Source organism: Kitasatospora sp. MAP12-44 (assembly GCF_029892095.1).
Lineage (GTDB): Bacteria > Actinomycetota > Actinomycetes > Streptomycetales > Streptomycetaceae > Kitasatospora.
The window spans coordinates 6,845,537-6,863,483 of record NZ_JARZAE010000004.1 but is presented as its reverse complement, the minus strand read 5'-3'; the positions used below and the strand labels follow the sequence as shown (position 1 = coordinate 6,863,483).

General features: G+C 71.4%; 17 protein-coding genes. 12 read left to right on the top strand and 5 right to left on the bottom strand.

Going from position 1 to position 17,947, the window contains the following annotated elements; translation table 11 throughout:
• Window positions 1–113: 113 nt before the first annotated feature.
• From P3T34_RS31200 to P3T34_RS31185, 4 genes are all read left to right on the top strand, one after another.
• A complete protein-coding gene (locus P3T34_RS31200; RefSeq protein WP_280669385.1) occupies window positions 114–353 on the top strand; it encodes a hypothetical protein in 240 nt (79 codons plus the stop codon).
• A 53-nt stretch (window positions 354–406) separates the two neighbouring features.
• Window positions 407–655, top strand: a complete 249-nt coding sequence (locus P3T34_RS31195) for a hypothetical protein (RefSeq protein WP_280669384.1) — start codon at window positions 407–409, stop codon at window positions 653–655.
• A gap of 67 nt (window positions 656–722) precedes the next feature.
• Window positions 723–1,577, top strand: a complete 855-nt coding sequence (locus P3T34_RS31190) for an oxidoreductase (RefSeq protein ID WP_280669383.1) — start codon at window positions 723–725, stop codon at window positions 1,575–1,577.
• Between the two features lie 42 nt (window positions 1,578–1,619).
• A complete protein-coding gene (locus P3T34_RS31185) occupies window positions 1,620–2,042 on the top strand; it encodes a nitroreductase/quinone reductase family protein (protein WP_280669382.1) in 423 nt (140 codons plus the stop codon).
• A gap of 93 nt (window positions 2,043–2,135) precedes the next feature.
• Here P3T34_RS31185 and P3T34_RS31180 read toward each other — a convergent pair whose 3' ends face one another.
• The 4 genes from P3T34_RS31180 to P3T34_RS31165 all read right to left on the bottom strand — a co-directional run bounded on the left by P3T34_RS31180 (window position 2,136) and on the right by P3T34_RS31165 (window position 6,378).
• Window positions 2,136–2,894, bottom strand: coding sequence for a GNAT family N-acetyltransferase (locus P3T34_RS31180; RefSeq protein ID WP_280669381.1), 759 nt, complete (start codon window positions 2,892–2,894; stop codon window positions 2,136–2,138).
• A 45-nt stretch (window positions 2,895–2,939) separates the two neighbouring features.
• Complete coding sequence (locus tag P3T34_RS31175) at window positions 2,940–3,983, bottom strand: LD-carboxypeptidase (protein ID WP_280669380.1); 1,044 nt, start codon at window positions 3,981–3,983, stop codon at window positions 2,940–2,942.
• A 114-nt stretch (window positions 3,984–4,097) separates the two neighbouring features.
• The gene (locus P3T34_RS31170; protein WP_280669379.1) at window positions 4,098–5,585 is read right to left on the bottom strand and encodes an MFS transporter; all 1,488 of its coding nucleotides are present in this window, start codon (window positions 5,583–5,585) and stop codon (window positions 4,098–4,100) included.
• 103 nt (window positions 5,586–5,688) lie between these two features.
• Complete coding sequence (locus P3T34_RS31165) at window positions 5,689–6,378, bottom strand: TetR/AcrR family transcriptional regulator (protein ID WP_280672502.1); 690 nt, start codon at window positions 6,376–6,378, stop codon at window positions 5,689–5,691.
• A 287-nt stretch (window positions 6,379–6,665) separates the two neighbouring features.
• On the opposite strand from P3T34_RS31165, the gene egtA reads away from it, so the two are divergent.
• The 5 genes from egtA to P3T34_RS31140 all read left to right on the top strand — a co-directional run bounded on the left by egtA (window position 6,666) and on the right by P3T34_RS31140 (window position 12,156).
• Entirely contained in the window at window positions 6,666–8,012 is a 1,347-nt protein-coding gene (gene egtA, locus P3T34_RS31160; protein ID WP_280669378.1) for an ergothioneine biosynthesis glutamate--cysteine ligase EgtA, read from the top strand.
• Between the two features lie 32 nt (window positions 8,013–8,044).
• Complete coding sequence (gene egtB / locus P3T34_RS31155; RefSeq protein ID WP_280672500.1) at window positions 8,045–9,352, top strand: ergothioneine biosynthesis protein EgtB; 1,308 nt, start codon at window positions 8,045–8,047, stop codon at window positions 9,350–9,352.
• Window positions 9,352–10,125 carry an ergothioneine biosynthesis protein EgtC gene (egtC, locus tag P3T34_RS31150; RefSeq protein ID WP_280669377.1) on the top strand — a complete coding sequence of 258 codons (774 nt, stop codon included), beginning with the start codon at window positions 9,352–9,354 and terminating at the stop codon, window positions 10,123–10,125. The genes egtB and egtC overlap by 1 nt, the downstream gene beginning before the upstream one ends.
• Window positions 10,122–11,099: an L-histidine N(alpha)-methyltransferase gene (gene egtD / locus P3T34_RS31145; protein WP_280669376.1), complete on the top strand. Its 978-nt coding sequence runs from the start codon at window positions 10,122–10,124 to the stop codon at window positions 11,097–11,099. The genes egtC and egtD overlap by 4 nt, the downstream gene beginning before the upstream one ends.
• 136 nt (window positions 11,100–11,235) lie before the next feature.
• Window positions 11,236–12,156 carry a diiron oxygenase gene (locus P3T34_RS31140; RefSeq protein ID WP_280669375.1) on the top strand — a complete coding sequence of 307 codons (921 nt, stop codon included), beginning with the start codon at window positions 11,236–11,238 and terminating at the stop codon, window positions 12,154–12,156.
• Window positions 12,157–12,195: 39 nt separating this feature from the next.
• Here P3T34_RS31140 and P3T34_RS31135 read toward each other — a convergent pair whose 3' ends face one another.
• Complete coding sequence (locus P3T34_RS31135; RefSeq protein ID WP_280669374.1) at window positions 12,196–13,560, bottom strand: hypothetical protein; 1,365 nt, start codon at window positions 13,558–13,560, stop codon at window positions 12,196–12,198.
• A gap of 534 nt (window positions 13,561–14,094) precedes the next feature.
• Here P3T34_RS31135 and P3T34_RS31130 point away from each other — a divergent pair.
• The 3 genes from P3T34_RS31130 to fabG are packed head-to-tail and all read left to right on the top strand — an operon-like array spanning window position 14,095 to window position 17,913.
• Window positions 14,095–16,011: a nucleotidyltransferase domain-containing protein gene (locus P3T34_RS31130; protein ID WP_280669373.1), complete on the top strand. Its 1,917-nt coding sequence runs from the start codon at window positions 14,095–14,097 to the stop codon at window positions 16,009–16,011.
• Window positions 16,008–17,141 (top strand): hypothetical protein, encoded by a 1,134-nt coding sequence (locus P3T34_RS31125; protein WP_280669372.1) that lies wholly within the window; start codon window positions 16,008–16,010, stop codon window positions 17,139–17,141. The genes P3T34_RS31130 and P3T34_RS31125 overlap by 4 nt, the downstream gene beginning before the upstream one ends.
• On the top strand, window positions 17,119–17,913 hold the full coding sequence (gene fabG / locus P3T34_RS31120) for a 3-oxoacyl-ACP reductase FabG (RefSeq protein WP_280669371.1): 795 nt from the start codon (window positions 17,119–17,121) through the stop codon (window positions 17,911–17,913). The genes P3T34_RS31125 and fabG overlap by 23 nt, the downstream gene beginning before the upstream one ends.
• The last annotated feature ends 34 nt before the right edge of the window (window positions 17,914–17,947 follow it).

Sequence of the window (17,947 nt, the reverse complement as noted above, 5' to 3'; positions counted from 1 at the left end):
TGCGAAGCCCTTTCCACGGTACTCCTCTCCGTCGATTCTTGTAGTGGAACGACTACACAGAGGAGTCGCTCGGGTGGGGCGCGGCCAGCGATGGGAACAGGAGTCCACATCAGATGTCACAACTGAGCAGGATCACCGCACGGATGCGCAAGCAAGCAGCCGACGCGCTCGCGGAGTTGATCGACGCCCTCGTGCTCGCCGGCATCGTTCTGCCGTCAGCGGGGATCGACGGGCAGTCTGCCTTCACCGGCAGGGTGCTGGTCGACCTCGGTAGGGCCCGGCCGGACGTGGTCGTGCAGTTGGCCAGGGTCATCCGGGCGGGGGCCGAGGCCCTGCGCGCTTCCGATGGTTGAGAACGCAGGCGGTCAGGCCGAGTTGGACCCGTTGTGCGAAAGGAACTGAGCACGTGAGCACCACCAGCACCACCACCACCGACCACATTCCCCCCACCGGCTCGTACGTCGTCGACCGCAAGTCGCTGTGCATCCTGCTCGTCATGGACTACCGCGCGGGCGAGCTCTACCTCCGTCCGCCCGGCGGAGGCGTCGAGGTGACCCGCCAGCCGTCCCAAGTGCGCCCCGCCGACCGCAGCGAGACGCTGCGCGGCAGGGTGGCCAAAGAGAACCTGGCAGCCGAGCACGGCTGCGCCGGATAGCCGGGCCGTCCAGCACCTCGGCGTTGTAGGGTCGGCGCAGCAGAGATCGACTCAAGGGGGCGCCTTCATGACGGACACTCAGAACGCTGACCACGCCCGCCGTTGGCTGATCACCGGCGCCAACAGCGGGTTCGGGATCGCCTTCGCGCGGGCTGCGCTGGCGGCCGGCGACATCGTGATTGCCGGGGTGCGGCGACCGGAGAGCATGGCGGCGCTGATCGCCGAGTTCCCGGGGCGGATCACGGCACTGCGGCTGGACGTGACCGATGCCGAGCAGTGCGCGCAGGCCGTGAAGAGCACGGTTGAGGAGCACGGGCGGATCGACGTGCTGGTCAACAACGCGGGGTTCGGAATCGTCGGTGCTCTCGAGGAGACCACCGAGGACGAGCTGCGCAACACGATGGAGGTGATGTTCTTCGGCGCGCTGCGGCTCACCCGCTTGGTGCTGCCGCACATGCGGGCCCGGCGCAGCGGGACGATCGTCCAGGTCACCAGCATGGGCGGGATGCTCGCCTTCCCCGGCGTCAGCGCCTACTGCGCCGCGAAGGGCGCCCTGGAGCTGGCCAGCGAGGCACTGGCCGGCGAGGTCGCGCCGCTGGGAATCAAGGTGCTGATCGTCGAACCGGGCGCCTTCCGCACCGAGTTCGCCGGACCGGCGCTGAAGTCCGCGCACATGATCGAGGACTACGAGCCCACAGTCGGCGCCGTCCGGGCCGGCCTCTCCGGCAGCCATGGCCAGCAGCCGGGCGACCCGGCCAAGGCGGCGGCCGCCCTGCTGGCCGCCCTGGACCTGCCCGAACTCCCCCTGCGCCTCGCTCTGGGCGAGGACGCGGTCACCGCGATCCGCGGCAAGCTGGCGGCCGTGGGCGCCGATCTGGACGCCACAGCCGCACTCAGCCTGAGCACCGCGATCGACGCCTGACAGCTCAGACCCTCTCGACACTCTCCCCAAAGGACTGATTTCATGTCAGAACGCTTGCAGTACAACCAGTCGGTGATCGACGAGTTCCGCAGCGCCGAGGGCGTGGTGGGCGGAAACTTCGCGGGCGTTCCCCTCCTCCTGCTGACCACCACCGGTGCCCGCAGCAAGGAGCCGCGCACCATGCCGATGGCGTATGCGACGGACGGCGACCGGCTGGTGGTGTTCGCGGCCAACGGCGGCCGGGAGAACCACCCTGGCTGGTACCACAACCTGGTGGCGGACCCGTCGGCCCTGGTCGAGGTCGGCACGGAGACCTACCGGGTGACCGCGACGGTGACCGAGGGCGCGGAGCGCGAGCGGCTGGTGGCCCAGCAGGTGTTGCGTGCACCGCTGTTCGCGCAGTTCCAGGAGCAGGCCGCGCCGCGGCAGATCCCGGTCGTGACGCTGACGCGCGTGGATGCCTGACGAACTGTGGGACACCGTCGAGCGACTCGTCGGGTGGCTCGACGGTGCCCGCACACTGCCGGAGGAGACCGAGAAGATCCTGCGGATGGCGCCCTACTCCGCGAGCGACACGTACAGCCGGGTCCCGTGCGGCTGGAATCCGACCCGCTCGTAGACCCGGCGCGAGCCCTCGCCCGAGTACTCGAGCCAGACGGATTCCGCGCCGCCGGCGAACATCGCCTCGGCGAGCGCCGCGGTGACGGCGGCGGCGATGCCCCGGCCGCGGAAGGCCGGGCGCGTCCCGACCCCGGCCAGTTCCGAGGTCCCGACGGCCGGTGCGGAGGTCATCGCTCCGCCCGCGCAACCGCCGTCGGGGGAACGGACGAAGCGGACGGCGCCGCCCGATTCATGGGTCCGGCGCAGCCGGGCCGCGCCCTCCGGGGAGGAGGCGAACTCACCCGAGAAGGCCTCGGCCAAGGCTCCGTCGATCGCCGTGAAGTCCTCGTCGGTGGCTGGGATCTCCACGACCGGCCGGCCAGGACCAGCCTGCGGCACGGCCAGTGTGGCGGGCGTGCAGAGCAGGTACTCGTGCACCGCCTCCCGGGTGAAGCCGGCCTCGCGCAGGGCGGGCTCCACGGCGGGGGCGGCGTCGGGGGCGAACTCCAGGCGGGGCTTGAGCCCGTGGTCGCGGAAGGCCGCGATCAGGGCTGCGACGTCGGCAGCGGTCGGCTCGGCGCCGGGCAGCGGCGTCGCGTAGTTGATGTACGGGCTGGTGGTGCCGGGGTCGAACCCCGCGACAAAGCCCGCGGTCTCGACGACCAGGGGGCGGCGGCGGAGGTTGGCGACGGCAAAGCGCTGGACGTCGGTGTCCACGATGATGTTGACCTCACGTTGAAGCGTTGAAGCGTTGAAGGAATCTCAGTAGTCGACGGTGATCCTGCGGGCCGGGCCGTCCACCCGGATCCGGCCGCCGCAGGGGATCACCAGCTGCGGGTCAGTGTGGCCGAAGTCGACGTCGAGGACCACCATCGCGTCCGGCGCGTAAGTCGCCAACGCCCGTAGCACCGCCTCCTGCTGGGCCTCGCGGTAGGCGGCGCGGTCCGCCGGCTCCAGGGGCTGCCCGAGGCTCCAGCTCTTCGCCCGCGCCATCAGCACCGCCGGGAACTGGCGCAGCAGTCCGCGCTCGCCCATGTTGCGCAGGATCCGGTAGACCTCGTCGGCGCTCGGCAGCTCCTCCGAGGTCTCCAGATAGAGCACCTGCCCCGCGTACTCCTCGACCGGTCGGATCTCCCGGTCGGCCATCAGCATCCAGGACAGGATTTCCAGGTTGCCGCCCCACCCCAGGCCCTCGACCACCCGGTCCGCGTGGTGCCAGCGCCAGCCATCGCCGGGCTCCATCGCGGGCTCCGCGTCGAAGGTCGCCGGCTCGGCCCAGGTGCGTTGCACGTCACCGAACTCCACCGCGGGCCGCAGCTGGTAGCTCCCGGAGTCGAAGAGCGCCGCGCGCAACGACTCGGCGGTCAGCGGGTGCAGCGCCCCCGGGCGGCCCAACTCCACCATCACCGAGGCGCCGTGGTAGCTGACGATGCCCAGGTTGCGCAGGAAGAGCAGCAGGTTGGTGTTGTCGCTGTAGCCGAAGAACGGCTTGGGGTTGGCCCGGATCAACTCCTTGTCCAGCAGCGGCAGTACGGTGATCTGGTCGTCGCCGCCGATGGTGGCGATGACGGCCTTGATCCGCGGGTCGGCGAACGCGGCGTGGATGTCGTCCGCGCGCTGCTGCGGCGTCGAGCCGAACAGCCGGGTCGCCGGGTACTCGACCGGCAGCAGCCCGAACTCCTCGCGCAGCCGGCGCAGCCCCAGCTCGTACGGCAGCGGCAGCCGGCCGGGGAGGCCCGACCCGGGCGAGATGATGGCGACGTGGTCGCCGGGGCGCGGCTTGGGCGGGTGCACGGGTGTCGTCATGCGGCGATCGTACAAACCGCTGATCCGCTCCGACCAGCGCTTTTCCCAGCAGTACGGCGCGGCCCCCGCCCGCAAGTCCGGGAGGGGGCCGCGCCGTTCAGACTCCAGCAGGCATCAGTGCGCCATGACCGGGACGAAGTCTTCCTTCTCGCCGTCGGCCGCCGCCGGGCGGTGGCCCATGTGGCCGGCGTTCAGGAAGGTGAAGGCGATCAGCGAGGCGAGCGCCAGGATGCCGGCCGACCACCAGATCGCGGTGGCGAAGCTGTGCACCTCGATCTGCAGCATGGCGTTGGTCTTGCTGGTGAAGTGCGTCGGGTGGAAGGACTTGGCCGCACTGGCCACCACCGTGCTGAGCAGCGCGGTGCCGATGGCGCCGCCGACCTGCTGCGAGGTGTTGACCATCGCGGAGGCGACGCCGGCGTCCTGCGGCTGCACCTTGAAGGTCGCCAGGCTCATAGCGGGCATGAACGCGGTACCCATACCGAGGCCCATCAGGACCAGGCCCGGCAGGATCAGCCAGTAGGACGAGTCGACCTTGATCTGGGTGAGGATCGTCAGACCGCCCGCCGCGACCAGGAAGCCGGGGCCCATCAGCCAGCGGGCCGGCACCCGGTTCATCAGGCGCGCGCCGATCTGGGTGGAGCCGGTGATCATGCCGGCCACCATCGGCAGGAACGCCACACCGGTCTTGACCGGGGAGTAGCCGAGCACGTTCTGCAGGTAGTACGTGAGGAACAGGAAGAGGCCGAACATCCCGATGACCGCGAGGCCCAGCGAGAGGTAGACGCCACCGCGGTTGCGGTTGAGCACCACGCGCAGCGGGAGCAGCGGGCTCTTGACCTTGCCCTCGACGAAGACGAAGGCGGCGAGCAGGACGGCCGAGGCGACGAACAGGCCGATGGTGACGCCCGAGGTCCAGCTGTCCTCCTGGGCCTTGGTGAAGCCGTAGACCAGGGAGACCAGGCCACTGGAGACCAGCAGCACGCCGGGTATGTCCAGCGGGTTCTTGTTGCGTCCGACAGCCGGCTCGCGGATCACCAGCACGGCGCCGGCGGCGGCGAGGACGGCGAACGGGACGTTGACGAAGAGGGTCCAGCGCCAGTTGAGGTACTCGGTGAGCAGGCCGCCGAGGATCAGGCCGATGGCACCGCCACCGCCGGCGATCGCGCCGTAGATGCCGAAGGCCTTGGCACGCTCGTTGGCCTCGGTGAACATCACCGAGAGCAGCGAGAGCGCGGCGGGCGCGAGCATCGCGCCGAACACGCCCTGCAGGGCGCGCGAACCGATCAGCATGCTGATGTTGGCGGAGGCCCCGCCGAGGGCGGAGGCGGCGGCGAAGCCGGTCAGCCCGATGATGAACATCCGCCGGCGGCCCAGCAGGTCGGAGAGCCGCCCGCCGAACAGCAGCAGACCGCCGAAGGCCAGCGCGTAGGCGGTGATGACCCACTGGCGTCCGGTGTCGGAGAAGCCGAGGCTGCGCTGCGCGGACGGCAGGGCGATGTTGACGATGGTCGCGTCGAGCACCACCATCAGCTGGGCGAGACCGATGAAGGCCAGCGCCTTCCAGCGCCGTGGATCGGCCTGGGGGACGGTTTCAGACATGGGGATACTCACCTAACGGTGCTGGAAGTTGCGGCGGTTCAGGAAGCCGGAACAGAACGTGAACTGAAGCTGGTACGTGAACTAAGAGCAAGCTGGACGTGACCTACGAGCGGACGGCGGCGATGCGGCCGCGCAGGTCTTCCAACGTAGCGGCCCGGCCGGGGAGTTCGGACACCCCGGGGGCCCGCAGGCCGTCCAGGAAGAGGTGCAGATGGCGGTGGACGAAGGAGCCGAGGTCGACGCAGGCCGTCCCGGGCAGTGGGCGGGTGAGCTGGGCGATGGCGACGAACACGTCACCGGGCCCGACGTCCGTCCGCAGCTGGCCGGCCTCCCGGGCCCGCTGCATCAGCTGGTCGACGACCGCCTCCAGCCGTTCGCGGACGGCCCAGAGCTCCTCGTCGAGGTCGGGGTCAGGGCGAGCGGTCAGGAGCGAGCAGAGCGCGCCGATCCGTTCGGCGGCGGCGACGTGGACGAAGCGCCGTAGCGCGTCAAAGGGCTCGGAGCCGTCCGTCAGCCCCTGCTCCGCCTGGGCCAGGACGCGGTCCATGATGGAGCGGGCGACTTCGTGGATCAGCGCGGTGCGGTCCGGGAAGTTGCGGTAGAGCGTCGCGTTGCCGACGCCGGCCCGCTTGGCGATCTCGTCCAGCGGCGCCTCGGCACCGCTCTCGGAGAGCACATCCCGGGCTGCGGTGACGATCCGCTCCCGGTTGCGGGTGGCATCCGCCCGGAGGCGGGGTGTCGTCGACTTCGCGCTCGGTTCGGCCGACCCGGCCTTGACAGTGCAGCCCGCCAACGCGCTGCGGACGGCTTCGATCGCACTCACCACGACACTCCTCTCCTGGGCAGGGAACCCGGACTTTCCGGGGACCAGCTCCCCACTTAGTCCTACTGTACGGCAAACGGGGAAGTTCTCCCCAGATATTTCTCGCCCGCCTGTGACCTGGCTCACATCACCCGGTTGCCATCGCTGACCAGCGGCGATTCCGTTCCTACCGGTGGGTATCCGGCAAGGCCGTGTGGCCCGTCGCAAACTGGGCAGGAAGACCGGGTTGCTTCCCCGGACGGAGGATGGTGAATCAAATGAAACCCGCACGGCCGCCGAGCCCGCAGTTGGACAGCCAACCGCAGACGCCTCCGACGGTGACCGAGCTGACCCAGTCGGCCGCCGAAGCCTATGTGGCGAGCGTCTGCTTCAAGATCGGCCCGCCGAGTCGGGTCGGCGTCGAACTCGAGTGGCTGGTCCACGACACCGACAGTCCCGACGCCACACCCGCGCCCGACCGCACGCTCGCCGCCCTCGAAACGCTGCGAATGTGCCAGGATAACCCGCTCCTCCCCCACGGCTCCCGGATCACCAGGGAGCCTGGCGGACAGGTCGAGCTGAGCTCCCCGCCCGCCGACGGTCTGATCGACTGCCTCGACACCACCGCCCGCGACCTCGCCCTGCTGCGGGCCGCCTTCGCCGGCCAGGCCTTGACGCTCACCGGCTACGGCGCCGAACCCCACCCGCGCGAGCGCCGGGTCCTGCTGCGCCAGCCCCGCTACCTCGCCATGGAGGAGTTCTTCGGCCGGGCCGGGCCGTGGGGCAAGATCATGATGACCACCACCGCCTCCACCCAGGTCTGCCTGGACGCCGGCACCGAGCAGGGCGGCCCGCACGGGTACCGCCAACGCTGGGAGCTGGCCCACAGCCTGGGCCCGGTGCTGGTCGCCGCCTTCGCCAACTCCCCGATGCTGGACGGCCGTCCGACCGGCTACCGGTCCACCCGGCAGGCCGTCTGGTCGCGGATGGACCCCAGCCGCACGCTGGCTCCGCCGCCCGACGGCGACCCGCGGGCCGCCTGGGCCCGCTACGTCCTGGACGCCGCCGTGCTCTGCGTGCGCCGGGCCGACGGCCGGCCCTGGAACGCACCGGCCGGCCTGACCTTCCGCGACTGGCTGCGCCGCCCCGCGGGCCGGCGCCCGACCGTGGCCGATCTCGACTACCACATCACCACGCTGTTCCCGCCGGTTCGCCCGCACGGCTACCTGGAACTGCGCATGATCGACGCCCAACCCGGCGACGGCTGGGTGGTGACCACGGCGCTCACCACCGCGCTCTTCGAGGACCCGCGCGCCGCCGACGCCGCCATGGAGGCGCTGGAGCCGCTGGCCCGGGCCACCGAGGAGCCCGGACCGCGCGGCGCCGCCTGGAGCCGGGCGGCCACCCGCGCGGTGGACGACCCGGTGCTGCGCCGAGCAGCCCTGGGCTGCTTCGCCGCCGCCGACGCCGCACTGCCCGGGCTCGGCGCCAGCGAGCAACTGCGAGCCAGGGTCGCCGAGTTCGCCGACCACTACACCGCGCGTGGCCGATGTCCGGCCGACGACCTGCTCGACACGTCCGGCGCGGGCCGCTTCCCCGCGCCCCAGGAGGCCGCACCGTGCTGAACCCCGACCCGACCACCCTCAGCGACGAGCAGCTGCGCGAGGCGATCGCCGGCGAGCTGCTGGCCGCCCGGGCCCGCACCAGCGGCCTCACCGACTGCGTCGACGACGGCGAACTCACCGCCCAGCACTCCCCGTTGATGTCGCCACTGGTCTGGGACCTGGCGCACATCGGCAACCAGGAGGAGCTCTGGCTGCTGCGCAACGTCGGCGGCCGCGACCCGATGCACCCCGAGATCGACCAGCTCTACGACGCCTTCGAGCACCCGCGCGCCGAGCGGCCCAGGCTGCCGCTGCTGCCGCCCGCCGAGGCCCGGGCCTACGCCCACGAGGTGCGCGGGCGGGTGCTCGACCTGCTGGACGGCGTCGAGCTGTCCGGACCGCCGCTGCTGCAGGCCGGCTTCGCCTTCGGGCTGATCGCCCAGCACGAACAGCAGCACGACGAGACGATGCTGATCACCCATCAACTCCGCGCCGGCGCCCCCGCGCTGGCCGCAGCCGCCCCGCCGGCCGCCGTGCACGCCGACTGGCCGTCCGAAGTCGTCATCCCCGCAGGGCCGTTCACCATGGGGACGGACACCGAGCCGTGGGCCCTGGACAACGAGCGCCCCGCACACCAGGTGCAGCTGGACGCCTTCGCGCTGGACACCACCCCGGTGAGCAACGCGGCCTACCAGCTCTTCATCGAGGACGGCGGCTACCACGACCCGCGCTGGTGGACGCCGGCCGGCTGGCGGCACCGGATGGACGCCGGGCTCACCGCGCCGCTCTTCTGGTCCCGCGAGGACGGCCAGTGGCTGCGCCGGCGCTTCGGCCACACCGAGCCGGTCCCACTGGGCGAGCCGGTGCTGCACGTCACCTGGTACGAGGCGGACGCCTACGCCCGCTGGGCCGGACGCCGACTGCCCACCGAGGCCGAGTGGGAGAAGGCCGCCCGGCACGACCCGGCCACCGGCCGCTCCCGCCGCTTCCCCTGGGGCGACGCCGCGCCGGGCCCCGAGCACGCCAACCTCGGCCAGCGCCATCTGCAGCCGGCCCCGGTCGGCAGCTACCCGCAGGGCGCCTCGCCGCACGGGGTACGGCAGTTGATCGGCGACGTGTGGGAGTGGACGTCGAGCGACTTCGCCCCCTACCCGGGCTTCCGGGCCTGGCCCTACCGGGAGTACTCCGAGGTGTTCTTCGCGAAGCCCGGCGAGCCGGCGCCCTACAAGGTGCTGCGCGGCGGCAGCTTCGCGGTCGCCCCGGTGGCCTGCCGCGGCACCTTCCGCAACTGGGACCACCCGATCCGGCGGCAGATATTCGCCGGCTTCCGGACCGCTCGGAGTCTCGGAGCTGCTGCCTGATGTGTCGTCATCTCGCTTATCTGGGTGCGCCGTTGTCGCTGGCTGAACTGGTGATCGAGCCGCCGTTCGGGCTGCATCGGCAGTCCTGGGCACCCCGGATGCAACGGTACGGGACGGTCAACGCCGACGGCTTCGGCCTGGGCTGGTACGCGGACGGCGATCCGGTGCCGGCCCGCTACCGCCGAGCCGGGCCGATCTGGGCCGACGAGAACCTGACCGAGCTGGCCCGGGTGGTGCACACCCGGGCCCTGCTGGCCGCCGTCCGCTCGGCGACGGCCGGCACCGCGGCCGGCGAGGCGGCCGCCGCGCCCTACGCGGACGGCAGTTGGCTCTTCAGCCACAACGGCGCGCTGACCGGCTGGCCGGGCGCCGTCGGTACGCTGGCCGCGCTGCTGCCGCCGGCCGAACTGCTGACCCTGGCCGCGCGCTGCGACTCCGCGCTGGTCTGGGCGCTGCTCGCGCACCGGCTGCGCGCCGGGCAGCAGCCCGCCGCAGCCCTGGCCGTCACCGTGCGCGACATCGTGCGGCACACCGAGGCACGGCTCAACCTGCTGCTCACCAACGGCCATGTGATCGCCGCGACCACCTGGGGCGACACGCTCTTCTACCGCCTGGAGCGCGGCCGTTCGGTGCTGGTCGCCTCCGAGCCCAGCGACGACGGCCCCGGCTGGGTGCCGGTGCCCGACCGATCGCTGCTGCTGGCCACCGCGGACGCGGTGACCATCCGACCGCTGGACCCTGCTGACCTGACGCGAGAGGACCACCCGTCATGACCGCCTTCGAGCTGACCCGGCTGCTTCCCGCCGACCACTTCGCGCGCGCGCTGCGCGCGGACGTCCGGTTCGGGCTGACCGCGGAACCGAAGTGGCTGCCGCCGAAGTGGTTCTACGACAGCAGGGGCAGCGAGCTCTTCGAGGAGATCACCCGGCTGCCCGAGTACTACCCGACCCGCGCCGAGCGGGCCATCCTGACCGCCCGGGCCGGCGAGATCGCCGAGGCCACCCGGGCCCGGACGGTGGTCGAACTGGGCTCGGGCTCCTCGGAGAAGACCAGACTGCTGCTGGACGGACTGCATGCGCTCGGCACCCTGGAGAGCTACGTCCCAGTGGACGTCAGCGAGAGCGCCCTTCAGGACGCCGGCCAGCAACTCGTCAAGGAATACCCCGAGTTGAGCGTGCACGGGGTGGTCTCCGACTTCACCGCCAGCCTCGACCTGCCGCACGCGGTGAACGCTCCGCGCCTGGTCGCCTTCCTCGGCGGCACGCTGGGCAACCTGCTGCCCACCGAGCGGGCCGCCTTCCTGCGCGCCCTGCGGGCCGAACTGGCACCCGGCGACGCGCTACTGCTCGGCACCGACCTGGTCAAGGACGAGCGCGTCCTGGTCGCCGCTTACGACGACGCGGCCGGGGTGACGGCGGAGTTCAACAAGAACGTGCTCAATGTGCTGAACCGCGAGCTGGACGCCACCTTCGACCCCGACGCCTTCGAGCACGTGGCCGTCTGGGACGCCCGGCAGGAGTGGATCGAGATGCGGCTGCGCTCGCGCGAGGCGCAGACCGTGAAGATCCCGGCGCTGGACCTGGCGGTGCAGTTCGCCGCGGGCGAGGAGCTGCGCACCGAGATCTCGGCGAAGTTCCGCCGCGAGCGGGTCGCCGAGGAGCTGCGGTCGGCCGGCTTCGCGCTGACCCACTGGTGGACCGACCCGGAGGGCCGGTTCGGCCTCTCGCTGGCCGAGCCGATCGGATAAAGCACAGGCCAGAACCGTCCCGGGCCCCCACGCCGACCGCGGCGCGCGGGGCCCGGGCCGCTCTGTGCAGACCCTTGGAACACCCTTATTGACACCGAGTCTTGTTAAAGCCCCGGATCGCTGCTTCACTCTTGCCGTGGCCTACCGAGACTCCTCCCCCGCCTCCGCCCTGGCCCTGGCAGCCCGCGAGCAGAACGCCGAGCGGCTGCTGAAGGTCTCCGCCAAGCACTCCCACGACCCGCTGACCGAGATCGACTGGGACGCCCCGATCGACCCCGACCAGTTCGCGATACCCCCGCACCGGGTCTCGCTCTACGGCACCCACCTGTGGGACCGCCTGAGCCCGCGCCGGCAGGCCCAGTTGAGCGTGCACGAGCTGGCCAGCGTCACCGCGGCGGGCATCTGGTTCGAGCTGATCCTGATGAACGGGCTGGTCCGGCACGTCTACGACAGTGACCTCACCACCCAGCACGCCCAGTACGCGCTGACCGAGGTCGCCGACGAGTGCCGCCACTCGACGATGTTCGCCAGGTACATCACCAAGACCGGCTACCCCTCGGCCCGCCCGAGCAGGCGCGCGCAGCGCCGCGGCAAGCTTCATCTGCTGCTGAACGACACCACGTTGACCTTCGCCGGGGCCATCTTCGTCGAGGAGTTCACCGACGCGATGCAGCGCGAGATGATCCGTGACGAGAGCCTGCAGCCACTGGCCCGCTCGGTGGCCCGGATCCACGTGATCGAGGAGGCCCGCCATATCGGCTACGCCAAGCCGGAGTTGGAGCGGCGCTGGGCCAGGATGAGCCCGGCCAGGCGTGCCGTCTTCCGCCAGGTGCTCGGCGTGCTGGCCTACGAGGCGGTGAACGAGGCGATCAACCCGCGGGTCTACGCACTGGCCGGCCTCGACCCGCGCGAGGCCCGGACGGTCGCCACACAGAACCCCAACTGGCAGGCCACCAAGGCCAACTGGGCCCGCAAGGCGGTGGCCTTCTTCACCGACCTCGGCATCATCGACCACCGCTCGCAGGCAATGTGGCGCCGCGCCTCACTGCTCCCGTAGCGCTCCACCTGGTCTGCAAGATCCTCCCGACTCTGCTGGTCAGGCCAGGAAGACAGCAGCGCGCTCGTCCAGCTCCTGGGCTGCTGCGATCCCGCGGCTCTTGAACTGGGCCAGGCTCTTGCGCATCTCCAGCACCGCTCGGCGGGTCCGGACGGAGTGGACGCCGGTCATGCTGTCGAGCGCCCGGTTCCAGGTGCCGCATGCCTGTTCGATCCCGCCGTCGGCCAGCTCCATCTTGGCCTGGGCCACCAGGTCGAGGGCCTGGATGCGGGCGTACGTACTGGCGGGCCTGGTCGCCGCGGCTGCCGCGTAGTTCTCCGCCGCACCCTTGCGGTCGCCGAGGCGGGAGAAGACCTTTGCACTGCGGGAGTTCACGGTCGCGCGGGCCGGCCCCCAGGAGCGCGCCCAGTACGGCATCTCGTCGGTGTCGGCGCCGTCCAGCAGGTCTCGGGCCCGCTGGACGGCTTGGACGGCTGGCCGGCGCTGGTTGGTGGCCGCCAGCCCGTGCGCGTGAGTCACGGTGAACAGGGCTTCGGTTGCGGCGTCGACTCGGCCGACCACGCGGGAGAGGGCCGTGTCGGACAATGCGATCGTCTTGGTGGGGTGATGGAGCCTCATGCCCTGCTGGGCCAGGGTTCGCAGGACGAAGGCATCGTGCCCGACGATCCCCGACTCGACTGCCAGGGCGTACGACTGGTGGTAGTACCGCTGGGCGAGGCCCTGTTCCCCGGCGTCGTACGCCTTCCAACCGGCCAGGTGGACGCCGACGGCCGCCGCCGACAGCATCTGCTGACGGTCCTCGTGCGTGCGGAACGTGCCCCGGCACAGGGCGGCCACGTCGGAGTGCAGGTACTGGATCAGAGCGGACCGGCCGTGCTGGCCGCCGTGGCGTTCGTCGATCTCGGTGAACATGCTGATCATGTCGCGGACGGCAGCGACCTCGGCGGGCCCGGCCACCGAGCCACGGCGGACAGCAGCGGTCCGCTCGGCGTTCTCGCGTACGTGGTCCAGGGGCAGGTGCATCGCGGCAACGGAGAACGCCGACGCGGCCAGGAACTTTCGACGGTCCAAGTCAGCTCTCCACACCCTCGCGAGGACGCCCACCGGGTCGGGCCCGATGGTCAGCCCGAGACCCGGGTCGGATTCTTCCACCGACCGTAGCCCGAGTTCGGCGGGGGTGTAGCTCCGTCTCGTCCTGCGGAACAGGGCCTCGCAGATGAAGGCGGGAGTGTCGCCCTCCGGGTCGGCTCCCCGGAGCCACTTGTGGACGGTCGAAGGGTTGGTCCGCAGCTGTATGCCGACCTCGGCCGCCACCTTCACCACTCCACGGGCGAGGGCGTCGAACGTCATCTCCGCGTCGACGATCGCTGCTTCGAGCTTGTGGTTCGTCACGGGTGCGGCCATGGGCTGTCCCTTCTCACCATCGGAGCGCAGTAAACACGGTAAAGACAACCGGCCCATCGTGGCAGGTACTTGGACGAAGGAACGGGAGTTGACTTGGTGTCAGCCGCTCGGGGTCGCGAGTGACACCGGCTGCGGGGTGTTCCCGTGCGGCTGCTTCCGATCGCCGACACCTGGACAGCCCTCGCTGCCCGGACACTCCGCCGCCGGCCTGACCCTCCTTGATCTCCTCGGTGCTGTTGGGCGTGCGCACGCCCAACAGCACCGAGGTCCGGCGGAGCCACGCTCCGCCGTCGGGGCCGTGGGCCCCTGCACCACCAGCCGCCCGGTGCTCCGCCGGGCCGGACTCCCACTCCTTCACCGAGAGGCGATTCGCCATGCCGCGAACCAGCACACCGACCCTGGAGGCCCCGCAGCCTCCGTCGCCCCCGCCGCCCGCTCCTCCGGCCCCGCCGGTCCCGCAGCCGCCGGGGCCCGCCGGACGGGACCGTCCCACCGCTTCACCAACGCAGGACAGCACTCCCGTGGAGGAACCTCGTGTCCATCGCCGAGCACGACCCGAACCACACCCCGCCCGCCACGATCGCCTTCAGCGGGCCGGACAACACCGGCAAGACCAAGCAGATCGGCATCCTGGCCCGCCGGATCGGCTCCGACGCGCTGGCCACCGGCCCGCTGGACGCCCACGACCCGCGCTGGGCCGCCATCAAGGACAAGGGCATGGCCGCCTGGTGGTTCGGCAACGGGTCGATCGACGAGGTCGCCGACGTACTCGCCAACTCCTACCTGGAGCGCGCCCGCACACCCGTCAGGACGGCGATCCGGTTCATGGACCGGGGCGTCCCCATGCTGGAAGCCTCCCTCGCCGCCACCGTGGCCGTCCGCGAACAGCTCAGCGCCGACCAGGCCGCCGACCGGGCCCGCGCGCTGCTGGAGCCGTTCGGCGACGATCTGCGGGCAGCCGAGGCCGCCGAGCACGGCATCGTCCTGCTGCACGACGGCGACCCGGTGATCGGCACTGCCCGCAGCCTCTCCCACGAGCGGAGCGTCACCCCCGCCTACGCGGACTACCAGCGCCATCTCCACCAGCAGATCCACCGCCTGGTGCGCGAGGGCCGGTTCGCGCACACGGTCGTCCTCGGCGAGCGCCGCGTGATCGCCGTACAGGACGAGATCCGCCGCCACCTGCACCCGCTCAACCCGGTCGTGCCGCCCGGCGCCCTTTCCAACGTCCGAGTGGTTGCCCTCGGCGGGATGACCGAGAGCGGCAAGAGCACGGCGGGCGAGTACCTGCGCACGCGCCACGGCTACGGCCGCCTCAAGATCGGGCATCTCATCGAGGACGCCGCCCACCGCGCCGGCATCACCGACCCGTACCGGATCGGCGCCGTCGTGCGGGCCGAACTCCTCGTCGACGGACTCGACCGGTTCTGCTCGGCCCACCACTTCCTGGACCGAGTGGCCATCGAGTCGCTGCACGACCACGACGCGACCACCGAATTGCGGCGATTGCTCGGCCGACAGCTGACCGTCCTCTACCTGGACACCTCGCCCGGCATGCGGGAGAAGCGCGGCACGGCAGGACCGGCCGACGTGGTGGAGCGCGACGCCGTCAAGGCCCGTCGGGGCGCGGCGGGGATCTCCATGCTCGCGCACGAGATCATCCACAACGACGGCACCCGCCTCCAGTTGGAACGACGCCTGGACGGCATCGCCCTGGCGGACCGCTGGCCGATGCGGCACCCGGCCACGGCACCGGTCAACAGCCTCGGCCTGCCGGTCAACCTGGAGTCCTACCTGTCCGCCCTGCTGGACCGCACCACGAAGGCCCCGGCCATCATTGACCTCCTGGCGGTCACCGGCAGCGGAGCGCGCGGCAAGTACCAGCACGGCTGGAGCGACCTGGACGTCTTCGTCATCGCCGAGCAGGCCAGCTTGCCCCAGCTGCGGCGCGAACTCGCCGAACTGGAAGCCGAACTCGGCGGCGTCAAGCTCGGCATCACGGTCCTCACGCAGAACGAGTGCCGCACCGGCGCGGTCACCTCCCGCCTGCTGCACGTCCTCGCGCTGATCGGCTCCGGCTCCCTCACCCCGCTGTGGTGCCGCCCCGGTCTGACGCTGCCCGCCCCGGACCTGACCGCAGACGTCGCAGCCAGCGTCGAGGCCGGCGTCCAGGCCGCCGTGGAGATCCGCCGCCAGTTCCTCAAGGGCGCCCCGGACCTGCGGGCCCTGTTCAAGATCACCGCTCTGCTGGCCAAGGTGATACTCCGCTTCGAGGGCACCGAGTGCCCCTCCGACGACGACGCCCTGATCACCTTCCTGGAACGTGAGCCGGGCACCCGAGCCGACCTGCGGCACCGGGCCCGCGACGATCACGACGCTGCGGTGGAGCTGGCCACCGCCGTGCTGGGCCACTGGCTGGCGACCCTCGCCCTGCCCACGAGCCGCCCGTGAACATCCAACAGCCCCGGACGAAGAGGGTCTTTCGTAAGGGGCTCGCCCCGGCCGCCGCCGAGGCCGAAACCAGCGGCTGGCACCAGGTCGCAGGACACCTGCCGGTGCCTGACCTGCTGGGCCGGACCCGACTGGCCGACCGGCACCTCGTGGCTTACCAGGACGTGTTCGCGGGTGGCCGGTGCGACGCGCTGCTCGGCGACCTCATCGCCGGCGCCGACCGTGACCCGGCCACCGTCCCACGCGTCGAGGCGCTGATCGACGCCGTCTGCGACAGCCTCCTCGCGGCAGTCGAGGCCACCGGCCGCCTCGAACCGCTGTCGGCCTGCGTCCCGGGCCTCTACGCCGACCGCATCCGCCCCGGCGGCCGGATCGACACCTGGTACCTCGGCAGCGCCCTCACCATCCCTGCCCCACGCACGGGCACTCCGCTGCCGCTGGCCCAGCTCAACGGCTATGCCCTCACGGTCAACGACCTGCCGCTGCGGCTCGACCTGCCGCAGATCGTCCTCGCCGCCCGCGACGGCCTGCGGCCCGACCGCCGCTGGATCACCGCGATCACCCAGGGCGATCCGACCGAGCCCAACATCGCCGACCCACTGTGCTGGCTCGACTTCGAGTACGCCGGACGCAACACCCTCGTCGGCGAAATCGCCAACCTGCTCTGGTACTTGCTCGCCATGGGCGGCTGGCTGGTGCCGACGTACCAGCCCGACGTGTACGCCCGCACCCTCCACCTGCACCTCCCGCCCTGCACCACACCGCACCTCGCCCACGTCGAGCAGTCGACACGCCATCGGCGCCTGGAAGTTCACTACACCTGGCCAGTTGGCCCTGGACGGGAAGCTGCGATCACCCGCCTCACCCACCGGATCAGGACCGACCTCGCCAACGCCGCCGGCCTGAGCCCGGACGGCTTCCTCGCCGAGATCCGGCACTTCCTCACCATGCGCATCCTCGGCGTCATCCCGCCCGCCAGGCTCACCGACAGCGACCTGCTCCTGCTGCTGGCCAAGCTCGCTCAAGCCCAGGACCCCGAGACGATCGGCGAGACCTTCACCCGCACCGACCCTTACCAGCCGTCCGGCCCAGACGATGGGAACGACCATGACCACACCCGCGCTGCTTGACCTGCCGCTCGCCGCCCGTCCCCTCCAGGGACGCGTGGCCCTGGTGACCGGCGGCGCCACCGGCATCGGCGCCGCCATCGCCCGTGCCCTGGCCTCCGCCGGCGCGACGGTCGCCGTCAACCACCTCGCCCAGATCACCCAGGCTCGCGCCGTCCTCGCCCACGTGCGCCGCGAAGGCCGTACCGGCATCGAGATCAGCGCCGACCTCACCGACCCGAACGCCGTCGCCATGATGACCAGCCAGGTCGAATCCGAACTCGGCCCGGTGGACATCCTGGTCAACAACGCGGGCGCCTACCCGCGAACCCCGTGGGACCAGCTCGGCCAGACCGAGTGGGACCACGCCATCGAGACCAACCTGACCATCCACTACCGAGTTTGCTGGGCTGTCACCCCGAGCATGGCCGATCGCCGGTGGGGCCGGATCGTCAACATCGGCAGCGTCAACGCCCGCGCCGGACGCGCGGGACTCACCGCCTACAGCACCGCCAAGGCCGGACTGATCGGCCTGACCCGCTCGCTGGCCAGGGAACTTGGAGCCGACGGCATCTGCGTGAACACTGTCCTGCCGGGAGCCATCCAGGTCGAAGCAGAGAACGCACTGCCCACCCACCACCGCGCCCGCCCCGAGGACCAGGTCCGACGCCAGTGCGTCCCGCGCCGAGGCCGGCCCGAGGACGTCGCGGCGGCCGTCGCCTTCCTCGCCTCCCCGTCCGCATCGTTCATCACCGGTCAGTCGTTGCACGTCGACGGGGGATGGATCCTCAACTGACCAGCCCCGCACCGCCACACAGGAAGCAGAGCAC